This is a genomic window from Maricaulis maris MCS10, assembly GCF_000014745.1.
GTDB classification, from domain to species: Bacteria; Pseudomonadota; Alphaproteobacteria; order Caulobacterales; family Maricaulaceae; genus Maricaulis; species Maricaulis maris_A.
In genome coordinates this window covers 2,512,651-2,529,065 of sequence record NC_008347.1, presented here as the reverse complement: position 1 = coordinate 2,529,065, position 16,415 = coordinate 2,512,651, and the positions used below count along the sequence as shown (strand labels likewise).

Annotated in this window: 14 protein-coding genes; 13 read left to right on the top strand and 1 reads right to left on the bottom strand. The window is 58.9% G+C overall.

The window, feature by feature from the left end:
• Positions 1-182: 182 nt before the first annotated feature.
• The gene (locus MMAR10_RS12015; RefSeq protein WP_011644255.1) at positions 183-1,037 is read left to right on the top strand and encodes a sterol desaturase family protein; all 855 of its coding nucleotides are present in this window, start codon (positions 183-185) and stop codon (positions 1,035-1,037) included.
• On the opposite strand, the gene MMAR10_RS16390 is transcribed toward MMAR10_RS12015, so the two are convergent.
• Positions 1,034-1,612, bottom strand: a complete 579-nt coding sequence (locus tag MMAR10_RS16390) for a helix-turn-helix domain-containing protein (RefSeq protein ID WP_233128349.1) — start codon at positions 1,610-1,612, stop codon at positions 1,034-1,036. The genes MMAR10_RS12015 and MMAR10_RS16390 overlap by 4 nt on opposite strands.
• Positions 1,613-2,809: 1,197 nt before the next feature.
• Here MMAR10_RS16390 and MMAR10_RS12005 point away from each other — a divergent pair.
• The 12 genes from MMAR10_RS12005 (at position 2,810) to pgeF (ending at position 16,387) form a co-directional block, all read left to right on the top strand.
• A complete protein-coding gene (locus MMAR10_RS12005; protein ID WP_011644252.1) occupies positions 2,810-3,940 on the top strand; it encodes a Fic family protein in 1,131 nt (376 codons plus the stop codon).
• A 254-nt stretch (positions 3,941-4,194) separates the two neighbouring features.
• A complete protein-coding gene (locus MMAR10_RS12000) occupies positions 4,195-6,000 on the top strand; it encodes a KAP family P-loop NTPase fold protein (protein WP_011644251.1) in 1,806 nt (601 codons plus the stop codon).
• 274 nt (positions 6,001-6,274) lie between these two features.
• The gene (locus MMAR10_RS11995) at positions 6,275-6,766 is read left to right on the top strand and encodes a hypothetical protein (RefSeq protein ID WP_121212574.1); all 492 of its coding nucleotides are present in this window, start codon (positions 6,275-6,277) and stop codon (positions 6,764-6,766) included.
• The gene (qatC, locus tag MMAR10_RS11990) at positions 6,759-8,078 is read left to right on the top strand and encodes a Qat anti-phage system QueC-like protein QatC (protein ID WP_011644249.1); all 1,320 of its coding nucleotides are present in this window, start codon (positions 6,759-6,761) and stop codon (positions 8,076-8,078) included. The genes MMAR10_RS11995 and qatC overlap by 8 nt, the downstream gene beginning before the upstream one ends.
• Positions 8,075-8,836 (top strand): Qat anti-phage system TatD family nuclease QatD, encoded by a 762-nt coding sequence (qatD, locus tag MMAR10_RS11985; protein WP_011644248.1) that lies wholly within the window; start codon positions 8,075-8,077, stop codon positions 8,834-8,836. Before qatC ends, qatD begins: the two co-directional genes overlap by 4 nt.
• Before the next feature lie 509 nt (positions 8,837-9,345).
• A complete protein-coding gene (locus tag MMAR10_RS11980) occupies positions 9,346-10,233 on the top strand; it encodes a DUF417 family protein (RefSeq protein ID WP_011644247.1) in 888 nt (295 codons plus the stop codon).
• Positions 10,234-10,324: 91 nt separating this feature from the next.
• Entirely contained in the window at positions 10,325-12,181 is a 1,857-nt protein-coding gene (locus MMAR10_RS11975; RefSeq protein ID WP_267878553.1) for a long-chain-acyl-CoA synthetase, read from the top strand.
• Positions 12,178-12,759: a DUF924 family protein gene (locus MMAR10_RS11970; protein ID WP_011644245.1), complete on the top strand. Its 582-nt coding sequence runs from the start codon at positions 12,178-12,180 to the stop codon at positions 12,757-12,759. Before MMAR10_RS11975 ends, MMAR10_RS11970 begins: the two co-directional genes overlap by 4 nt.
• Positions 12,760-12,920: 161 nt before the next feature.
• On the top strand, positions 12,921-13,145 hold the full coding sequence (locus MMAR10_RS11965; RefSeq protein WP_011644244.1) for a hypothetical protein: 225 nt from the start codon (positions 12,921-12,923) through the stop codon (positions 13,143-13,145).
• 55 nt (positions 13,146-13,200) lie between these two features.
• Positions 13,201-14,124: an alpha/beta hydrolase gene (locus MMAR10_RS11960; protein ID WP_011644243.1), complete on the top strand. Its 924-nt coding sequence runs from the start codon at positions 13,201-13,203 to the stop codon at positions 14,122-14,124.
• A 38-nt stretch (positions 14,125-14,162) separates the two neighbouring features.
• Complete coding sequence (locus tag MMAR10_RS11955) at positions 14,163-15,599, top strand: protein adenylyltransferase SelO (protein WP_011644242.1); 1,437 nt, start codon at positions 14,163-14,165, stop codon at positions 15,597-15,599.
• Positions 15,596-16,387 carry a peptidoglycan editing factor PgeF gene (gene pgeF, locus MMAR10_RS11950; RefSeq protein WP_011644241.1) on the top strand — a complete coding sequence of 264 codons (792 nt, stop codon included), beginning with the start codon at positions 15,596-15,598 and terminating at the stop codon, positions 16,385-16,387. The genes MMAR10_RS11955 and pgeF overlap by 4 nt, the downstream gene beginning before the upstream one ends.
• Positions 16,388-16,415: the final 28 nt, after the last annotated feature.

The following is a 16,415-nucleotide window of genomic DNA, read 5'->3' as shown; positions in this document are numbered from 1 at the left end:
GAACGTCAATACGACGTTCGATTTCGAGGACCGGCACTACAGGCTCTGCGGATCGTAGCAAGGTATCAACGCTACGATCCGCGGGCTCGGCCCGGGGTTCGATGGAGTCAGTTGAAACGTTCAAGCCAACGGTATCGCCGCTCGCCATTATGTCGTTCGACAATCCTTGAACGGTGTATCAAATGAATGGAATTCGCTGGGTTTTGCGCTTGGGTTTTGTGCCTTTTGTTCTCTTGGGTGGCAACGCACTGGCTCTAACCCTTGTATCTATGGGGGCCCACCATGTCTGGCTCGCGGCCCTGATCGTCGGCGTGATCTTCGTCTCGTTTTTGGTCGAAAGACTCATCCCCTACAATCCAGATTGGAACCTCTCTCACCAAGACCGCTGGCGAGACCGACTACACTTTGTGGTCAATGAGGGCGCGAACTTCTTATCGATCTTGGGTTTGCCGTTTCTGGCCGCCCTGCTGCCGAATTTTGGGGTCTGGCCAAGTCACTGGCCGCTTTGGGGGCAGTTGTTGTTGGCGATAGGCATCGTTGATTTCGGGATTACGATGGCTCATTTCGCGAGTCATCGGATTAATTGGCTTTGGCGATTTCATGCGGTTCATCACAGCGTTAAACGCATGTATGGATTTAACGGTCTAATGAAACATCCGCTTCATCAATTGATAGAAGGCGTGTGTGGGGTGCTTCCTATAATTTTACTAGGTGTGCAGCAAGACGTAGCCTGGTTGCTAGTGGTCGCCATCGCGCTTCAGCTCCTGTTGCAGCACTCAAATGCGGACGTGCGTGTCGGACCGTTCAAGTACGTTCTTGCGCTGGCTCCGGCGCACCGTTTCCATCATCTCAATTCCGCCCGTGAAGGTGATGTCAACTTCGGCCTATTCACTATGGTATGGGACTGGTTGCTCGGCACAGCGTCCTTTGATCCCAACCGCACTTTCACATCGGACGATCTCGGCATTGAAGGCGAGCCAGACTACCCTACCGATTATTGGAGTCAGCTTATTCGACCATTTAAGTCGATGCGCTAGATACTAATTCGCGTTAGCGGAGCGATGCCTTTGCTTAAGCTCACGCCGAACATCGATTTCATCGTTCGAGCCAGATGAGCAGAATCTGAAAACCCTGCTGCATAAGCTGCACTAGTTAGGTCGCTTCCCGAAAGTATGACGCTCAACGCCCGTTGTAACCGAGACCAAAGCACCCACTGTCGAAATGGTAGTTTCATCTCGGCCCGGAACAACGCGGAAAATCGCGACGACGAGAGATTGATTTGCCTTGCGGCATCACGAGCTGAATAACCTGGTGCTAGCTCCTCCATTTCGTCGAGCTCCCGCAGGAGTTCTGCGATGCGCAAATCTTTGGGTTTTGCGGTGGCGGATCTGATATGCGAGATCCAGCTATCGACATTAGCGCACGCTAATGCATCGGCACCGTGGCTTTCTGCCAGGTGCTGGTATCGAAGGGGGTCGACGAATAGCACGTCCGTCACATGCGATGACGAGGTGACCTGGTGCGGTTCCATTGAGGAAATTATCGTCACCCTACCCTTGGAGGCGCTCTTCGTTCCAGCACTCTTGACCCGATCGTCTTTGGCCGAAAACATGATCTGCACGGCGTAGTGCTTATGGAAGGTCGCGTGTCCCGTCTGTCCCCGGAACAGGGCCCACCCTGGCTCGAGAACTACGCGTCCGGACCATGCCGGATCAGGTCTATCTTTTAGAGCCAACCCATTCCTCCAAGCATGGCAAATTTACAAACCAATTCGTTTCATATGCCAACGTAGGGTTTTCGCTAGTGCGAGCCTATCGCATTTTTGATGCTGTGCCCGATGTCGCAAGCGCACGAGTGTTTTGTCTCCCCTTCTGGTCGGGGCGACGATCTCTAGCGCAATTTTGCGGACCGGCTGGGACGTCTGTTTGTGGCATAAACGGGTGTCTCAAGCTGTGCGCGTTGCGATGGCGCTCCACGGTTCTTGGCGTCCCTCATCCGTTCGTCGTCCAAGAAACGCAAATCTAGGTGCGTGGGGTTTGCTCCGCTAAGCCCCGGCTAACGCCGCCTACGGTTACAGGGCAGCAAAGCTCCCTCCCATCGACCTTTGGTGATCCGCGATTGGAACACGACGGACGTGTTTCAGCCCAAAAACCAAAGGAGACACAACTATGACAAACTTCGCTCAACCCGCTCTTCGCGCCTTTGCTGTACGCGATGGCGATGAAGCCACCGGCCGGAAATCATTCTGGCGTGAGATCGGCGCAGCCTGGACCACGAAGGGCGGCCACATCCGGCTCAAGCTGGACGCATTGCCACCGGACGGCGTCGTAATGCTCTTGGATGACGCAAGAAGCGCCAAGAAGCCATCTCGCAAATCAAGCAAGAAGGCCGCGTTATCAGCGCGGCCCTCTCATATGCGGACAAGCGGACCGCATTCGAAATCGCGACCAGCGCGCTTTTGCGCTGGTTCGGTGACGAACTCGTCAATGGGGCAACCGATGACCAACTTCATGCGTTTCTTGAAAAGGTTCTTGGCATCGCAGGCGGTTCCTGTGGACCTGGTCGGATATCCGTATCCTATCGGGGGTCTGGCTTGCGCATCTGGGCTGGTTGGGACCATCCAAATGAAGTTCGAGATAAGCCCATTTTCTCGGGCTCTCAAACCATCTCGATGGCGCGAGAAGTGTACGGAATCCCTGACCCGAGCGCTCAACAGCTTGCTTTAATTTAGCGCTATGAGCCGATTAGAAACCCTAATCGGCTCATAATTAGTTTGTTTTGTGAGCCGATTAAGTGGTACAATCGGCTCATGAAGTACAATTGGCAGCAAAAAGATTGGCCTGAATTCCGCTTTGAAGTTGCGGAAATACAGGGGCTTTTATACGAATTCGCCGAGAAAGCGGGGCGTGTAAGTGGTGCCCTTAGCGGCCTGCCTGACAGCATGCAAACCGAAACCATCATCGAGCTGATGGTGGCCGAGGCTGTGAAGACCTCCGAAATCGAAGGTGAGTTCATCAGCAGAGAGGACGTTCGCTCCTCCCTGATGAAGCATCTGGGTGTTGGACCGGAACCAGAGGAAGTCAGTGATGAGCGCGCCAAAGGCGTGGCGCAGCTGATGCTTCGTGTTCGTGACGAGTATGCCGCCCCTCTCACCGATCAAATGCTTTTTGATTGGCATCAGCTTCTCTTAGGCGGCGTTGCTGATCCTGAAAAACTGAGCGTTGGGCAATGGCGATCCAGCGATGAGCCCATGCAAGTCGTGTCTGGTGCCTACGGCAAGTGGAAGGTCCACTATGAAGCGCCGCCATCAGATCGCGTCCCCGACGAGATGGCGCGCTACATAAGTTGGTTCAATGACAGTGCGCCAGATGGGCCAGCGGCTATGCAGCCGGCACCGGTTCGCTCCGCGATAGCGCACGTCTACTTCGAGAGCGTCCACCCGTTCGAAGATGGTAATGGTCGTGTCGGACGGGCTCTATCTGAGAAGGTGTTGTCCCAAGGGCTCGGGCGCCCGGTTGTGCTCAGCTTGTCTGAGGCAATCGAGCGAAAGCGCAATGACTATTACGATGCGCTGAAGCGCGCGCAGCGTTCCAATGATGTCACCGAATGGGTGCACTACTTCGTCAGCACCATCGTAGAAGCTCAAGACAGGGCGGATGAGCAAGTTAGCTTTATCCTCGCAAAGGCGCGGTTCTTCGATCGCCATGGTGACGCGCTATCAGAGCGTCAGAACAAGATCGTTGTGAAGATGCTGGAAGCTGGACCTGACGGGTTCCAGGGCGGCATGAATGCGCGCAAATACATGTCCATGGCCAAGGTGTCCAAAGCGACGGCCACGAGGGATCTGCAGCATCTTGCCGAGATAGGTGCGCTGCTACCTGTCGGAGCCGGTCGAAGCGCCCGGTACGAAGTCAACCTAGCCAATGAACAGCTAGCCTGACCAAGAGGCCTAACTGTCAGCACAGCGTCGCCCTTGCTCGGTCAACCCCGCTTCGGGGGTATGATGATCGCTGCGAAGCGATGCTGGTTGGATGCGTGTCGGCTCCGAGGGAATGTCAGCTTGGTTTCTCACCAAGGGAATAGTGACGGAAGTCACGCGCGTATTAGCCGATCAATAGTAAGTTTAATCGCTAACCGCCCGAAGTCGCGCAAAATTTGGTTTGATATTTCGGCAACCTGTGATGGAATTTGCGCATGTGGTCAGATAACGAGTCAGAAAACGATTACCTAAATTACTCTGAGACAGCAGAGTTGGTGGTCAATATACTGGAGAAAGAGGAGCTTCGCCCTCTCTCCGTAGGTGTTTTCGGAGGTTGGGGGGTTGGCAAATCCTCGATGGTTCAACTCATCGAGGCGAGGCTCAAAGACGACGAAAATGTCATACTAATAAGCTTCGATGCTTGGCTCTTCCAAAGTTACGATGACGCAAGAGCGGCGCTGCTGGATACAATTGGCGGCGCACTTCGCGATGCCGTAAAAGACGACGAAACACTTCTCGAAAAAGTTAGCGACCTACTAGGCCGAGTGAACAAGCTTCGCGCCCTTGGTCTGATAGCCGAACTAGGCGCCGCCGCGGTCGGTTTGCCAGCGTTTGGGACAATTAATGCCGGGATTGGTGCTGCTGCGAAAGCAATGACATCCGGAGGCGATCAATCCGACCTCACGGCCATTCACGATGCGGCGGGTGATGTTGCTAATCGCGGAGCGGGTCTGTTCCAACCGGCTGAGACCTATTCGCCTCCCGAAGAAGTACGCGCGTTCCGACAGGAGTTCGAGGAACTTCTTGGTCAAATGGGCAAAACGCTCGTTGTGGTGGTGGACAATCTTGATCGATGCTTGCCGCGAGATGCCATCCATACGCTCGAAGCGATCCGGCTCTTCCTGTTTGTGCCTCAAACTGCATTCGTCATCGCAGTCGACGAAGAAATGATCCGGCATGCCGTTAGTGAGCACTACGGAGCTCAGCAAACACGCTTGGTAAGCGATTATTTGGACAAGTTTGTACAAATTCCAGTCCGAGTTCCAAAGGCCGGTTTCCCGGAAATGCGGTCTTATCTCTTCATGCTCCTTGTAGCATCGCCTTTTGATGGCGACGGCGTTCTGGCAAAGAGTCAATTCGAAGCAATCAACAAGCACTTCATCGACCATCTGCGAAAGAGCTGGCAGTCGATAGAACTAAAACCAACTGACCTTCTTGATGTCGCGCAGGTGGCCGAAGCGCTCAGTGAAGCCCAACGTGCAAACATCAAAAATAGCTTCAGACTGGCTGAAAGTCTGGCGCCCCAATTGGCAGAAGCTCAGCGTGTCTCGGGCAACCCCCGCATCGTAAAACGGATGCTCAACGCGGTGCGTCTTCGTTCTCAAATCGCCCGAACTCGTGGGATGCCACTGAGCGAAGCAATAATCGCCAAATTGGTTTTGTTCGAACGGTGCGCGAGCTCGAAAGCTACGGCAGCACTACTCAACTTTATCGCAGCTTCGAACGGTGGCCGCGTCGATGAAATTGGGACTATCGAAGCCGCCTTGAAGAAGAATGAAACACCGAAGCTTCCTACCGAATGGAGCGACGATGCAAAGTTCATTTTCGAATGGGCTGCATTGGAACCCAGTCTCGCTGAGGTCGACCTTCGGCCCGCAGCCTACCTGGCACGTGATCTCGCGCCTACCAAACTGACGACGACAGATCTTTCCCCTACGGCAGAGGGAGCTCTCCGCGTGCTGCTAAAGGCAACGAAGCAAACCTCACCAGCGGTGAGAGCCGCTCTTAGCGAAATTCCAGCGGATGAACGGGGCGCAGTCCTCGATCAAATTATCGGCCATTTGAGCCAAGTCTCGGATTGGTCTTCGGCGCCACCAGGATATGTCGGCGCGCACCTACTGGCCGATCAGTCTGAAAATTGCGGTGAAGCGCTTTCCGATTTCATCAAGCAGCACATACCAAAGCCAGCGAGATGGCTCACACTTCGGCTGAAAAACGCGAATTGGTGGGAGACAAAATAAGATGGGTACTTCTACCGATAGCAGAGGCGCTCGCCCTAGCTCGAAGCTCGTTCCCGATCATGCTGATGCAACGCCGCAAGCCAAACAACCCGAACCTGAACCGTCTCGCTTCCGACAGTTCCGAACATCCATGCGAAAGTACGCTGCCTCCGGAGATTCCGAGCACCGTAGTCGCGCGCTCGGTGGATACGCTCGATCAGCTGCCGGAGGTGCGGCGACGGGGGCACGCAAGTTTGGCGCAGTCGCGAGATCTGGCGCCGCTGCGGTCGCTGGCTTGTCCAACCTCGCAGAAGGTGGAACCGCAACGGAGGAAACGGGTTCCGATCTATCGGGGGCTATTGGTGCTGATGTGGATGTTGCCGCGCAACTCATCGCGGAGGCGATCGCCCCACACTCCGAGAGTCGCGACTATGTGCGTAACGCGATTATCGAGGCTGTCTGTACAGCACTTGAAGGCGAAGACACGTTTGAGACCAGCCATATTACAGAGGAAATGCTTAGTGATGTCCTGCACCTTTACCTAGCGGAAGCTGTGTTTCAGGAGGTTTGGATACAAGCCGGTGATGCCACTGACGGTGCTGAAACATCAGAGCATCTCCAAACTAGAGAAAACGATATGCGCGAGGTTGTGAAAGCGGCCATTGACGACGCACTTGATAGCGCAATCACCGGTCAAATTTCGCAGATGACCCAGAAGGGTATCGAGAAGGTTCAGCTTCAAGCGGTCAAAGTGACCCTCGAACACTGGGAGGAAGCCGATGACTAGAGTCTTCGCCCATCCGGACCAGGCCGCCTTCTCATCTGCGAAATATGAGATCCCCGTACTGTTATTCGGCCGTGTCCAGGTTGGCGGGCCGCCCAACGCTGTGGGGAACCAAGTACGGCGCCAGTTGGCTCGGTTAGATTTACCGATCGAACAATCTGCGTACGATTTCTTGGCTATAGCGCTTGCCGTCGCTGCGGCAGACCGCTTCGCACTCAGATCCGCCGCGGACGATGGATTTGGACGAAATATTGAAGTAACTGTCGGTCTGGCAGATCCGGCCCGATGGACCCCGGTCGCGAAAAAGCTCGAACGGGCACTCGGGTTTCTAAGTGGCGACCAATGGCATTTCAACTTCGTCGCTGGAGGGGACACAGTTCCCAGCCACAAAGAAAGATCTCGCCTAAAAAACAAAGTCGATCTGGAGGGCGCTGACGAGGTTTGTCTTTTTTCTGGTGGCATGGACAGCCTGATCGGGGCGATAGACAGGATCGCTGACGGACACCGGCCGTTACTTGTCAGCCGGTCTACTCGCGGCGATGGCGGGTATCAGACGTACCTCCACGGAATGCTCCCAGAGGTTCCAAGTCTTCGCATCAACGATGACATCCGAGGGGAACTGCAAGGAGAGCCCTCGACACGAACAAGAAGTATCGTGTTTCTAGCCCTAGCAGCCTGTGCTGCGTCGGCGATATCAAGGCTGCATAATGATAGTATCGTCCCTCTCATTATCCCAGAGAACGGCTTTATTTCTCTAAATCCACCTCTAACTGTGCGCCGAATTGGCGCGCTTAGTACGCGGACGGTGCATCCGCATTTCATTTCTTCGTTGCAAGCGATTTTTGATGAGGTCGGAATACCCGCGGCAATCGAAAACCCTTACTTTTTCAAAACGAAAGGTGAGGCTTTGCGTGAGTGCCGCGATCAACCTCTTGTGACGAAACTGATATCCAAGACGACATCCTGCGGTAAGTGGAAGCGTTACTGGCAACAATGCGGGCGATGCGTGCCGTGTCTTATTCGTAGGTCGGCGTTCCATGCCGCGGGCATTGCCGACGAAACTGCTACGAGCAAGCACGTGGGTTATAGGTTCGATGATTTGAACGACGCACTGAGAACGGATCGAGACCGAGCTGACATCAGGGCTGTTTCCGCTGCAATTCGCCGCGTAAATGGTGGCGATTTCGGCAAATGGGTGATACGTGGCGGCCCTCTACCGTTGGACCCAACGGCGCGTAACGAGCACAAGGACGTGGCTCGGCGTGGCGTGTTCGAGATCGATCAATTTTTGAAAGACCTGGGCATCGATGCATGATCGACTTTCACTGTCATATAGATCTGTACGACAGTCCTGCACTGGCTCTTGATCGCGCGCTCACCAGCAACACCTTCGTTTTATCGGTGACGACCACCCCGAAAGCATTCTTGGGGACGCAAAAACTCGCGGCGGGAAACAAGAGCGTGCAAACCGCTTTGGGTTTTCACCCGCAGCTAGCTCATGAAAGAGCTGATGAGTTGGCGCTCATTGATTATCTCATGCCGCAAGCTCGATTTGTTGGTGAAATCGGCCTCGATGGTTCGGTCGACTTCAAGGAGTATTTGGAACTCCAGAAAATGGTGTTTCGTCGCATGTTGACTGCAGCGGCGCAGTTCGGCGGGAGAGTGATGTCGATCCATTCGCGGGGCGCCGCCACAGAGGTGCTCGACATGCTGGAGCAACATCCAAATGCAGGCACTCCAGTTTTGCACTGGTTCAGCGGGACTAAGGCAGAGTTGTCGAGAGCGGTTTCGCTTGGGGCTTGGTTCTCTGTGGGGCCGGCGATGTTGAAGTCTGCGAAGGGCCGGGAGCTGGCTCGACTAATGCCCAAGGGCAGGGTTTTGACTGAAACGGATGGTCCGTTCGCGACTTTGAAAGGCCGCGTGTTGTACCCCAACGACGTTCGGCTCGCGATAGACGCGTTGTCGGACATATGGGGAGAGGGCGACGGCCCTGTCGGCGCTCAAATAACCTCAAACTTCCATAAGCTTAACAGCATAGCGGACGCGATTTTCGTCCAGACCGAATTCGCTTAGCTAGTCCACACCAATTCGCAAGAACTAGACGCGAAGTGTGTATGCAAAATTACACATAAACTTACACATAAGAAATTTCATGTAGAATAAAACCACTAATATCAATGACTTGACATGTAATTATTGTAAACAAAATACATTCAAAATCCGTTTTCTTCGGAAGTGCCAGTTCGAGTCTGGCCAGGGGCACCATTTTTTATCTCACGGCTATTCGCTTCGCGAACGCCTCCGATGGGGCAGCGCATGAGCGCTGGCGCGCGGTCGCGCTTGCGGCCCTGTCAGGGCCGGGTCTTGAACTCACGGCTCTTCGCTGCGCTTGCGCCTCCGATGGGGCGGGCTGACCGCCCGGCGCGCGGTCGCGCTTGCGGGCCTGTTGGGGCCGGGGGTGTCATGACACTCCTTGTTCCCTACCTGACTGAACCGTCATCAAGCTCTTGAAATCTGCGCTCGTCAGTCGCGGTGGCCGGTGCTAGCCTTTTGCTTCGAGCCTGGACGGAGGCCTGACCTTGGTGTCGCCTGGAAACGCGTTATTATTTGCCCGCCTGTCGCTGGCGGTGATGTTCCTGTGGTTCGGGGTGATGAATTTCACCGCGGTCGGGACGCAGATCACCGGCAGCTGGATTGGTGGCCATGCCTTCCTGTCCGGTTTGGCCGAACAGGCTGGGTCGGCTGCCAAGACGCTGGGGGTTTATCAGATTATTGCCGCCGTTCTTGTCGGCGCGCCGATCCCGTCGGGCAGTTTCCGGCGCATCGGTTTTGCCATGACCGGGCTGTACGCCTTCATCGCGCTCACGGTATTGCTGACCAATCCGGTCTGGATCGAGGCGGCCGGTGGCTTCCCGGCCATCGGGTCCGGCCAGGGCATCCTGAAATACATCGCCATCCTGGGCCTGTCCCTGTGGGGCGGGAGTTTCGAGAACTCGCGCATGTTCGCCCAGCGCCACACCGACATGCGGATGTGGAGCCAGCCGGTGATGTGGCTGGGACTGATCCTGGTTCTGGGCTGGATCGGCGGGATGAAGTTCACCGCGGTCGAGGCGGCGGGCATCGAGCCGCTGGTGCAGACCAGCCCATTCTTTTCCTGGCTGCTCGGGCTGATGCCGTTGCAGACCGTGTCGAACCTGATCGGCATGATCGAACTGATCACCGTTATCGCCCTGGTCGGTTACTGGTTCTCCAATACTCTGTTCCGCATCGGGCTGGCCCTGGCCATGGTCACCTTTGTGCTGACCCTGAGCTTCCTGTTCACCTTCCCCGGGAGCTGGTCGGCAGAATTGGGCGGCTTCCCGGCGCTGGGGCGGGCCGGTCACTTCCTGCTCAAGGACCTGCCCCTGCTGGCGGTATGCCTGGCACTGATGTCAGAGACGGGCCGCGAGGGCACCATGCGGCGCCGATAGGTCTGTCGGGGACGCGCTCGCTTGACGCAGCTTTCGCCGGTAATCTTCTGAAACATGTGTTCACACTTCCCGCACAAGCGGGCGCCTCAGCTTGACCGTATCGGGGCGGGCCATATCGTCACGCGCAAAGAAACAAGGGAGGTTTGGTCAAATGGGCATGCTGGGCGCCATCGCGCGCGAGTTCAACTATGTGACGAGCATGCTCTCGGTGCTGAAGAAGATCGGCAAGGTCGGCCCCGGTTCGGGCCTGCGCGTGCCCGATCATATCGAGGCCACTGTCGACCGCTTCCCCGACCGCCCGATGGCCATCCTCGATGAGGGCGAAATCAGCTATCGGCAGTTTGATGCTTTCGCCAACAGGGTCGCCAACTGGGCGCTGGAGCAGGGTTTGAAGCCCGGCGACACAGTCGCGCTCTTCATGACCAATCGCTGGGAATATATCGCCGTCTGGTTCGGCCTGTCGAAGGTTGGGATCGTCACCTCGCTGATCAACAGCCAGTTGTCCGGGCATTCGCTGGCCCATTGCCTGACCATTGGTGAGACGCGTCATGCGATCGTTGAAGGAGCGCTGTCGGAGGCCTATGACGCGGCGCGGTCCTGTGATCTCGGCGACATCCGGGCCTGGTCCTTCGATGGCGGGTTTTCCGACGCGGAAGGGCTCGACGACGTTCTCGCCGGGATGAGCGATAGCCGGCCCGAGCGGGCGCTGCGCGAGGCTGTCGTGCCAGGTGATCCGGTGCTGAAAATGTTCACCAGCGGAACGACCGGCCTGCCCAAGGCTGCGCTGATGACGCATGTCCGGGCGCTCTATTACCTCAACATTTTCGCGCTCATCGCCAAAGCCGCGCCGGAAGACCGGATGATGATGGTGCTGCCGCTCTATCATGCAACCGGCGGCCTGTGTGGCGTCGGCTGTGCCCTGTCATTCGGTGGCGCGCTGGTGATCCGGCCACGCTTCTCCGCCTCGGCCTTCTGGCCTGACGTGCAGCGCTTCAAGGCGACCCTGTTCATGTATGTCGGGGAGCTGTGCCGCTTCCTGGTCAATTCCGACCCGGTTCCCGAAGAGGCCGGGCACACGCTGCGCTGCGCCATCGGCAATGGCATGCGCCGCGATGTCTGGGATGCCTTCCAGGCTCGCTTCGACGTGCCGGACATTGTCGAGTTCTATGGTTCCACCGAAGGCAATGTCGGCCTGGTGAACGCCTACAACCAGCCCGGTGCCGTGGGCCGTGTCCCGGGCTATCTCAAAAGCCGCTTCAATATCGATCTGGTGAAGTTCGATCTCGATAGCGAGATGCCGCTGCGCACCACTGAGGGACGTTGCGTGCCGTGCGAGCCGGGCGAAGTTGGCGAGGCGATCGGCCGGATTGACCCGTCCGATGCCCGTTTCCGCTTTGACGGTTATGGCTCGCAGGAAGACACCGAAAAGAAGGTGTTGCGCGATGTCTATGAGCCGGGTGATGCCTGGTTCCGGACCGGCGATCTGATGTCACGCGACAAGCTGGGCTATTATTATTTCGTCGACCGGGTCGGCGACACCTTCCGCTGGAAGTCCGAGAATGTCGCCACCGGCGAGGTCGCCGAAGCCTTCTCCTTCAAGGGGATCGAACAGGCCAATGTCTATGGTGTCGAGGTGGCGGGGCATTCCGGTCGTGCCGGAATGGCGGCCCTGGTCACGGAAGGGGCCAAGGCACTCGATCTCGACGCCCTGCATGCCCATGTCCACGACTCGCTGCCAGCCTTTGCCCGTCCGCTCTTCCTGCGTCTCCAGCAGCAGACCGACACCACCGGCACGTTCAAATTCCGCAAGGTCGACCTGGTCAAGGATGGGTTTGATCCGGCCAGGGTCGACGACACGATCCTGCTCGATCATCCGGGTGAGGGTCGCTATGTGCCGATGACACCGCAGCTGTACGAGGCGATACAGTCAGGTAGCCTGCGGGTATGAGCATTCAGCATCCCACCATCGACGACGTTCTCGACTTCTGGTTCGAGACGGCGGGTCCGGCCCGCTGGTATGCGTCCTCGCCCGCATTCGACGCCCGTGTGCGTCGCCTGTTCGCGCGGCCCATCGAAGACCATGCGCGGCTGTGGTGGGAGAGCGAGCACCCCTGGGAAGACAGCGCCTTTGGAGGCCTGGCCCTGATCGTGATGTTCGACCAGTTCACGCGCAATGCCTGGCGCGGTTCCGGTCACGCCTTCGCCCATGACGAGATTGCCCGCAATGTCGCCTGGACCATGCTCGAGCGTGGCTATGACTGGGCCATCCCGGACGACCGGCGGGCCTTCGTCTATATGCCCTTCATGCATTCCGAGGACATCGAGGACCAGGATTTGTGCGTCGCCCTGGCCGCTGACCGGCTATCGGGTAGCGGAACGCTCGACCACGCCATCAAGCATCGCGATGTGATCCGTCAGTTTGGTCGCTTCCCCTATCGCAATGAGGCGCTCCAGCGGACCTCCACGCCGGCCGAAACCGCGTATCTGCAAGGCGGCGGATATGCACCGGGCCGCAAACGCGCCTGATACTGCCCGGACAGAACGACTCGGCAATTTCGACCGCAGGGCAGGGCGCGCCGATCTGTGGAAAACATAAACACTTGATTTAGTTGGGTTTAGTTGCGGTATCTTGTGGCCCGGGCCTTGCTCTTAACGGGGCAAGACACCCCTTCCGGCAGGAGCCCAGAATGACCCCGCATGTGCAAATCACCGCCCAAGACATCCACCAGATTGCCTGGACCATGGTCGATCTGCACGGCGCACAGGCGATCGGTTATGCCGACGAGGCGGTGACCGATCTCGACGGGCAGGGCCTGCCGGAGAGCGCCGATGCCTGGCGTGCCCTGCGATCGGTAATGGAAGACGCCCTGGCCGGCCGGCTCAACCGCGACGGCGCGGTCACCTTGCACTGACCCCGGTCCAATCTGCCGCGTTTGCCTCCGCTCGCAGCCATGCTAACCCGACGGTATGGACACGCCCGCTTGGCCTGAGGCCCTGACAAAATTCGGATTGCCTGACCCGCTCGAACCGGCCCGCGCCGCGCCGCGCATGCGCGAGACCTTGCGCAATGCCGCGCCGCACATGGATGTGCGCCCGCCGGAGGTCGCCGAAGTCCGCGATCTGATGGTTCCCGGAGCCGAGGGTGAGATCCCGGCGCGCCTCTATCGTCCCAACGGTGCCGAGGCCGAGGGGCCCTGTACTTTCTACATGCATGGCGGTGGCTATGTGATCGGTGATCTGGAGAGCCATGACCGGCTTTGTCGGCGCCTGGCCGCCCATTCGGGCGCGCGGGTTCTGGCCGTGGATTACCGTCTGGCGCCGGAATATCCCTGGCCCGCCGGGGTCGAGGACTGTCTGGCGGCCTTCGACTGGGTGGCCGGACCCGGCGCGAGCGAGGTCGGGGCGCAGCCTGCCCGTCTCGCCGTGGCTGGCGACTCGGCGGGCGGCGGCCTGGCAGCAATCCTGGCCCAGTCACGACGCGACGCCATCTGTTTCCAGCTCCTGATCTATCCGCTCCTTCAACTGGTTGAGCGCCGCAAGGCCAAGCCGAAACTGCTCGAGGGCCATCTCCTTTCGAGTTTCACGCTCGACCAGATTGTTCGCGCCTATCTGACCGATCCGGATCATGCCCGTGAGCTCAGTGTTTCACCCCTGCTCAATAATGACCTGGCCGGCCTGCCACCGGCTCACATTGTGGCGGCTGAACTCGATCCGCTGCTGGATGAGGGGCAGGCCTATCGTGACCGGCTCGCGGCGGCCGGCATCCCGGTCAGCTATGCCATCGGCAAGACCTTGCCGCATGGCTATTTCAATCTGACTGCGGTCCTGCCCGGCGCCCGGGCAATCATCGATGAAACTGCGGTCATTCTGGGTGATGCGCTGCGCGGGTGAGGTTTGCAATCGGCGGCGGGCGCGCTTAGCTGCCTCCCATGAGCTTTTCTCCCGCCTACCGGCCCGATCCCGCCTTTTCGAAACTCGGCGATGAGTTTTCCGACCCGGTCGACCCGGCGGACTTCCCCGCCGCCATCGAGCGCTTCTGGAATGATCGCTGGGATGGGGCCATCGGCCTGGACGGTCTCAATGCGGCCGAGCGCGAAGCTCACTTCCAGCGCTTCGAGCCCCTGCCGGACAATCAACCCCGGCCGCGGGCCATGCGTTATCATGGTCATCAGTTCCGGACCTATAATCCGGATCTGGGCGATGGCCGCGGCTTCCTCCATGCGCAATTGCGCGATGATGCTGGACGACTGCTCGACCTCGCGACCAAAGGGTCCGGCCAGACGCCCTGGTCGCGCGGCGGCGATGGCCGCCTGACCCTGAAGGGCGCGGTCCGCGAAGTGCTGGCGGCGGAGATGCTGGAAGCGCTCGGCGTGCAGACATCCAAGGCCTTTTGCGTGTTCGAGACCGGTGAGCAGCTGGCCCGCAATGACGAGCCCTCGCCAACCCGGTCGGCGGTCCTGACCCGTCTCGGCCATTCGCATCTGCGTATCGGCACTTTCCAGCGCCATGCGTCTGAGGGCGCTTCCGACCGCATCGACGCCCTGATCAGCCACGCGATAGAGCATTACTACCCGCACCTCGCTGGTGAGGCCGACGCACCGGCGGCGCTGCTGTCTGCCGTGGTCGAGGCCAATGCCAGGCTGGCTGCCAGCTGGATGGCCGCAGGCTTCGTGCACGGTGTCCTCAATACCGACAATATCAATCTGACCGGCGAGAGTTTCGACTACGGGCCCTGGCGCTTCCTGCCCCATTACGAGCCCGGCTTCACGGCGGCCTATTTCGACGAGCAGGGCCTGTATTGTTTCGCCCGTCAGCCCGAAGCGGTGTTCTGGGCCTTGCAACAACTGGCCAATGCGCTGGCCCTTGTGGGCGAGCGTCCCTCGCTCGAAGCGGCGCTCAATACCTATCCCGAGCTTTACCGCACCGCGCTGCTGGAGGCCTTCCTGTCCCGCTTCGGGCTGGCTTCGGCGGGCGAGGCGGCGGATGAAGTCCTGGTCCGCAGCTTCCTGGCTTTCATGGAAGCGTCCAAACTGGTCTGGGAAGCGCCGATGCATGACTGGTTCTGTGGCGACGCGTCGGCTGACCGCGCCTTGTCCGGCCCGCGCGCCGCTGCCTACACCGGACCTGAATTCGAGGCCTGGCGCAGCGCGTTTTCGGCTCACCAGCCCGTCCGGCCGGAGCGACTGTCGCACGCGCTGTTCGAACGGCAGGAAGCGGTGGCAATGGTGATCGATCAGGTTGAGGCGATCTGGGCCGGTATTGCCGACCGGGATGACTGGTCGGGCTTTGCCGACGCAATCGGGTCCATCCGCCTGGCCGGAAAGGGCTTTGATCTCGGGCACAAGCGCGTAGGGTTCCGGCCATGACACTCGATCTCATCCGGGCTGCAACGCTCGACCATCCCGATCTCGTTCATGTCTTCACCACCCGCCCTGGCGGTGTCAGCGAGGGGGTGTATGCCTCGCTCAACCTGACCCGCTCTCGCGGCGATGAGGCCGCACACGTGGCCGAGAACAGGAAGCGGGTCCGGCAGGCGCTGGGACTGGATGCGCTGGTGTTTGCCACCCAGGTCCATGGCCGCACGGTGCTGCGCGTCGGCGGCCCGCCCAAGGGCGACCAGGCGGCCGGGGAAGGTGACGCCCTGATCACCGACCAACCGGGCCTTGGACTGGTCTGCCAGACGGCCGATTGCACGCCGATCCTGCTGTTTGATCCAGTTCGACGGGCCGTTGGTGCGATCCATTCGGGCTGGCGCGGCACGGTTCAGGACATTGCCGGGGCCACGGTGGAAGCCATGAAGGATGCCTATGGCAGCCAACCGGAAGACCTGCGCGCTGCCATTGGCCCGTCAATCTCGGCTGTCAATTACCGGGTCGGGCCGGAAGTCGTCGCGGCCTTCGAGGAGGTTTTCGAAGTCACCGGCGGCATCCTCTCGCCGAAAGACCCCGAGGGTGGGGCCCATCTGGATGTCGGTGAGGCTTGCCGGCGGCAATTGATCATGGCCGGGCTGGCGGAAGACGCGATCTGGCGCTCGGACGTGTGTACCTATGCGGCGGAGGCACGGCTGTTCTCGGCCCGCCGCTCGCACCATCAAGGCCAGAGCGGATTGTTTGGCGGGCAGGCGGGCATCATTGCGCTGGCCAGGCCGGGCTGACCGGCAAGCCCCCTTGGATTCCGGTGCG

Bases quoted from the DNA above. Each gene is read 5' to 3' on its own strand.
- MMAR10_RS12015 (WP_011644255.1), top strand. From the start codon at position 183: ATGAATGGAATTCGCTGGGTTTTGCGCTTGGGTTTTGTGCCTTTTGTT.
- MMAR10_RS16390 (WP_233128349.1), bottom strand. From the start codon at position 1,612: ATGTTTTCGGCCAAAGACGATCGGGTCAAGAGTGCTGGAACGAAGAGC.
- MMAR10_RS12005 (WP_011644252.1), top strand. From the start codon at position 2,810: ATGAAGTACAATTGGCAGCAAAAAGATTGGCCTGAATTCCGCTTTGAA.
- MMAR10_RS12000 (WP_011644251.1), top strand. From the start codon at position 4,195: ATGTGGTCAGATAACGAGTCAGAAAACGATTACCTAAATTACTCTGAG.
- qatC (WP_011644249.1), top strand. From the start codon at position 6,759: ATGACTAGAGTCTTCGCCCATCCGGACCAGGCCGCCTTCTCATCTGCG.
- qatD (WP_011644248.1), top strand. From the start codon at position 8,075: ATGATCGACTTTCACTGTCATATAGATCTGTACGACAGTCCTGCACTG.
- MMAR10_RS11970 (WP_011644245.1), top strand. From the start codon at position 12,178: ATGAGCATTCAGCATCCCACCATCGACGACGTTCTCGACTTCTGGTTC.
- MMAR10_RS11965 (WP_011644244.1), top strand. From the start codon at position 12,921: ATGACCCCGCATGTGCAAATCACCGCCCAAGACATCCACCAGATTGCC.
- MMAR10_RS11960 (WP_011644243.1), top strand. From the start codon at position 13,201: ATGGACACGCCCGCTTGGCCTGAGGCCCTGACAAAATTCGGATTGCCT.
- MMAR10_RS11955 (WP_011644242.1), top strand. From the start codon at position 14,163: ATGAGCTTTTCTCCCGCCTACCGGCCCGATCCCGCCTTTTCGAAACTC.
- pgeF (WP_011644241.1), top strand. From the start codon at position 15,596: ATGACACTCGATCTCATCCGGGCTGCAACGCTCGACCATCCCGATCTC.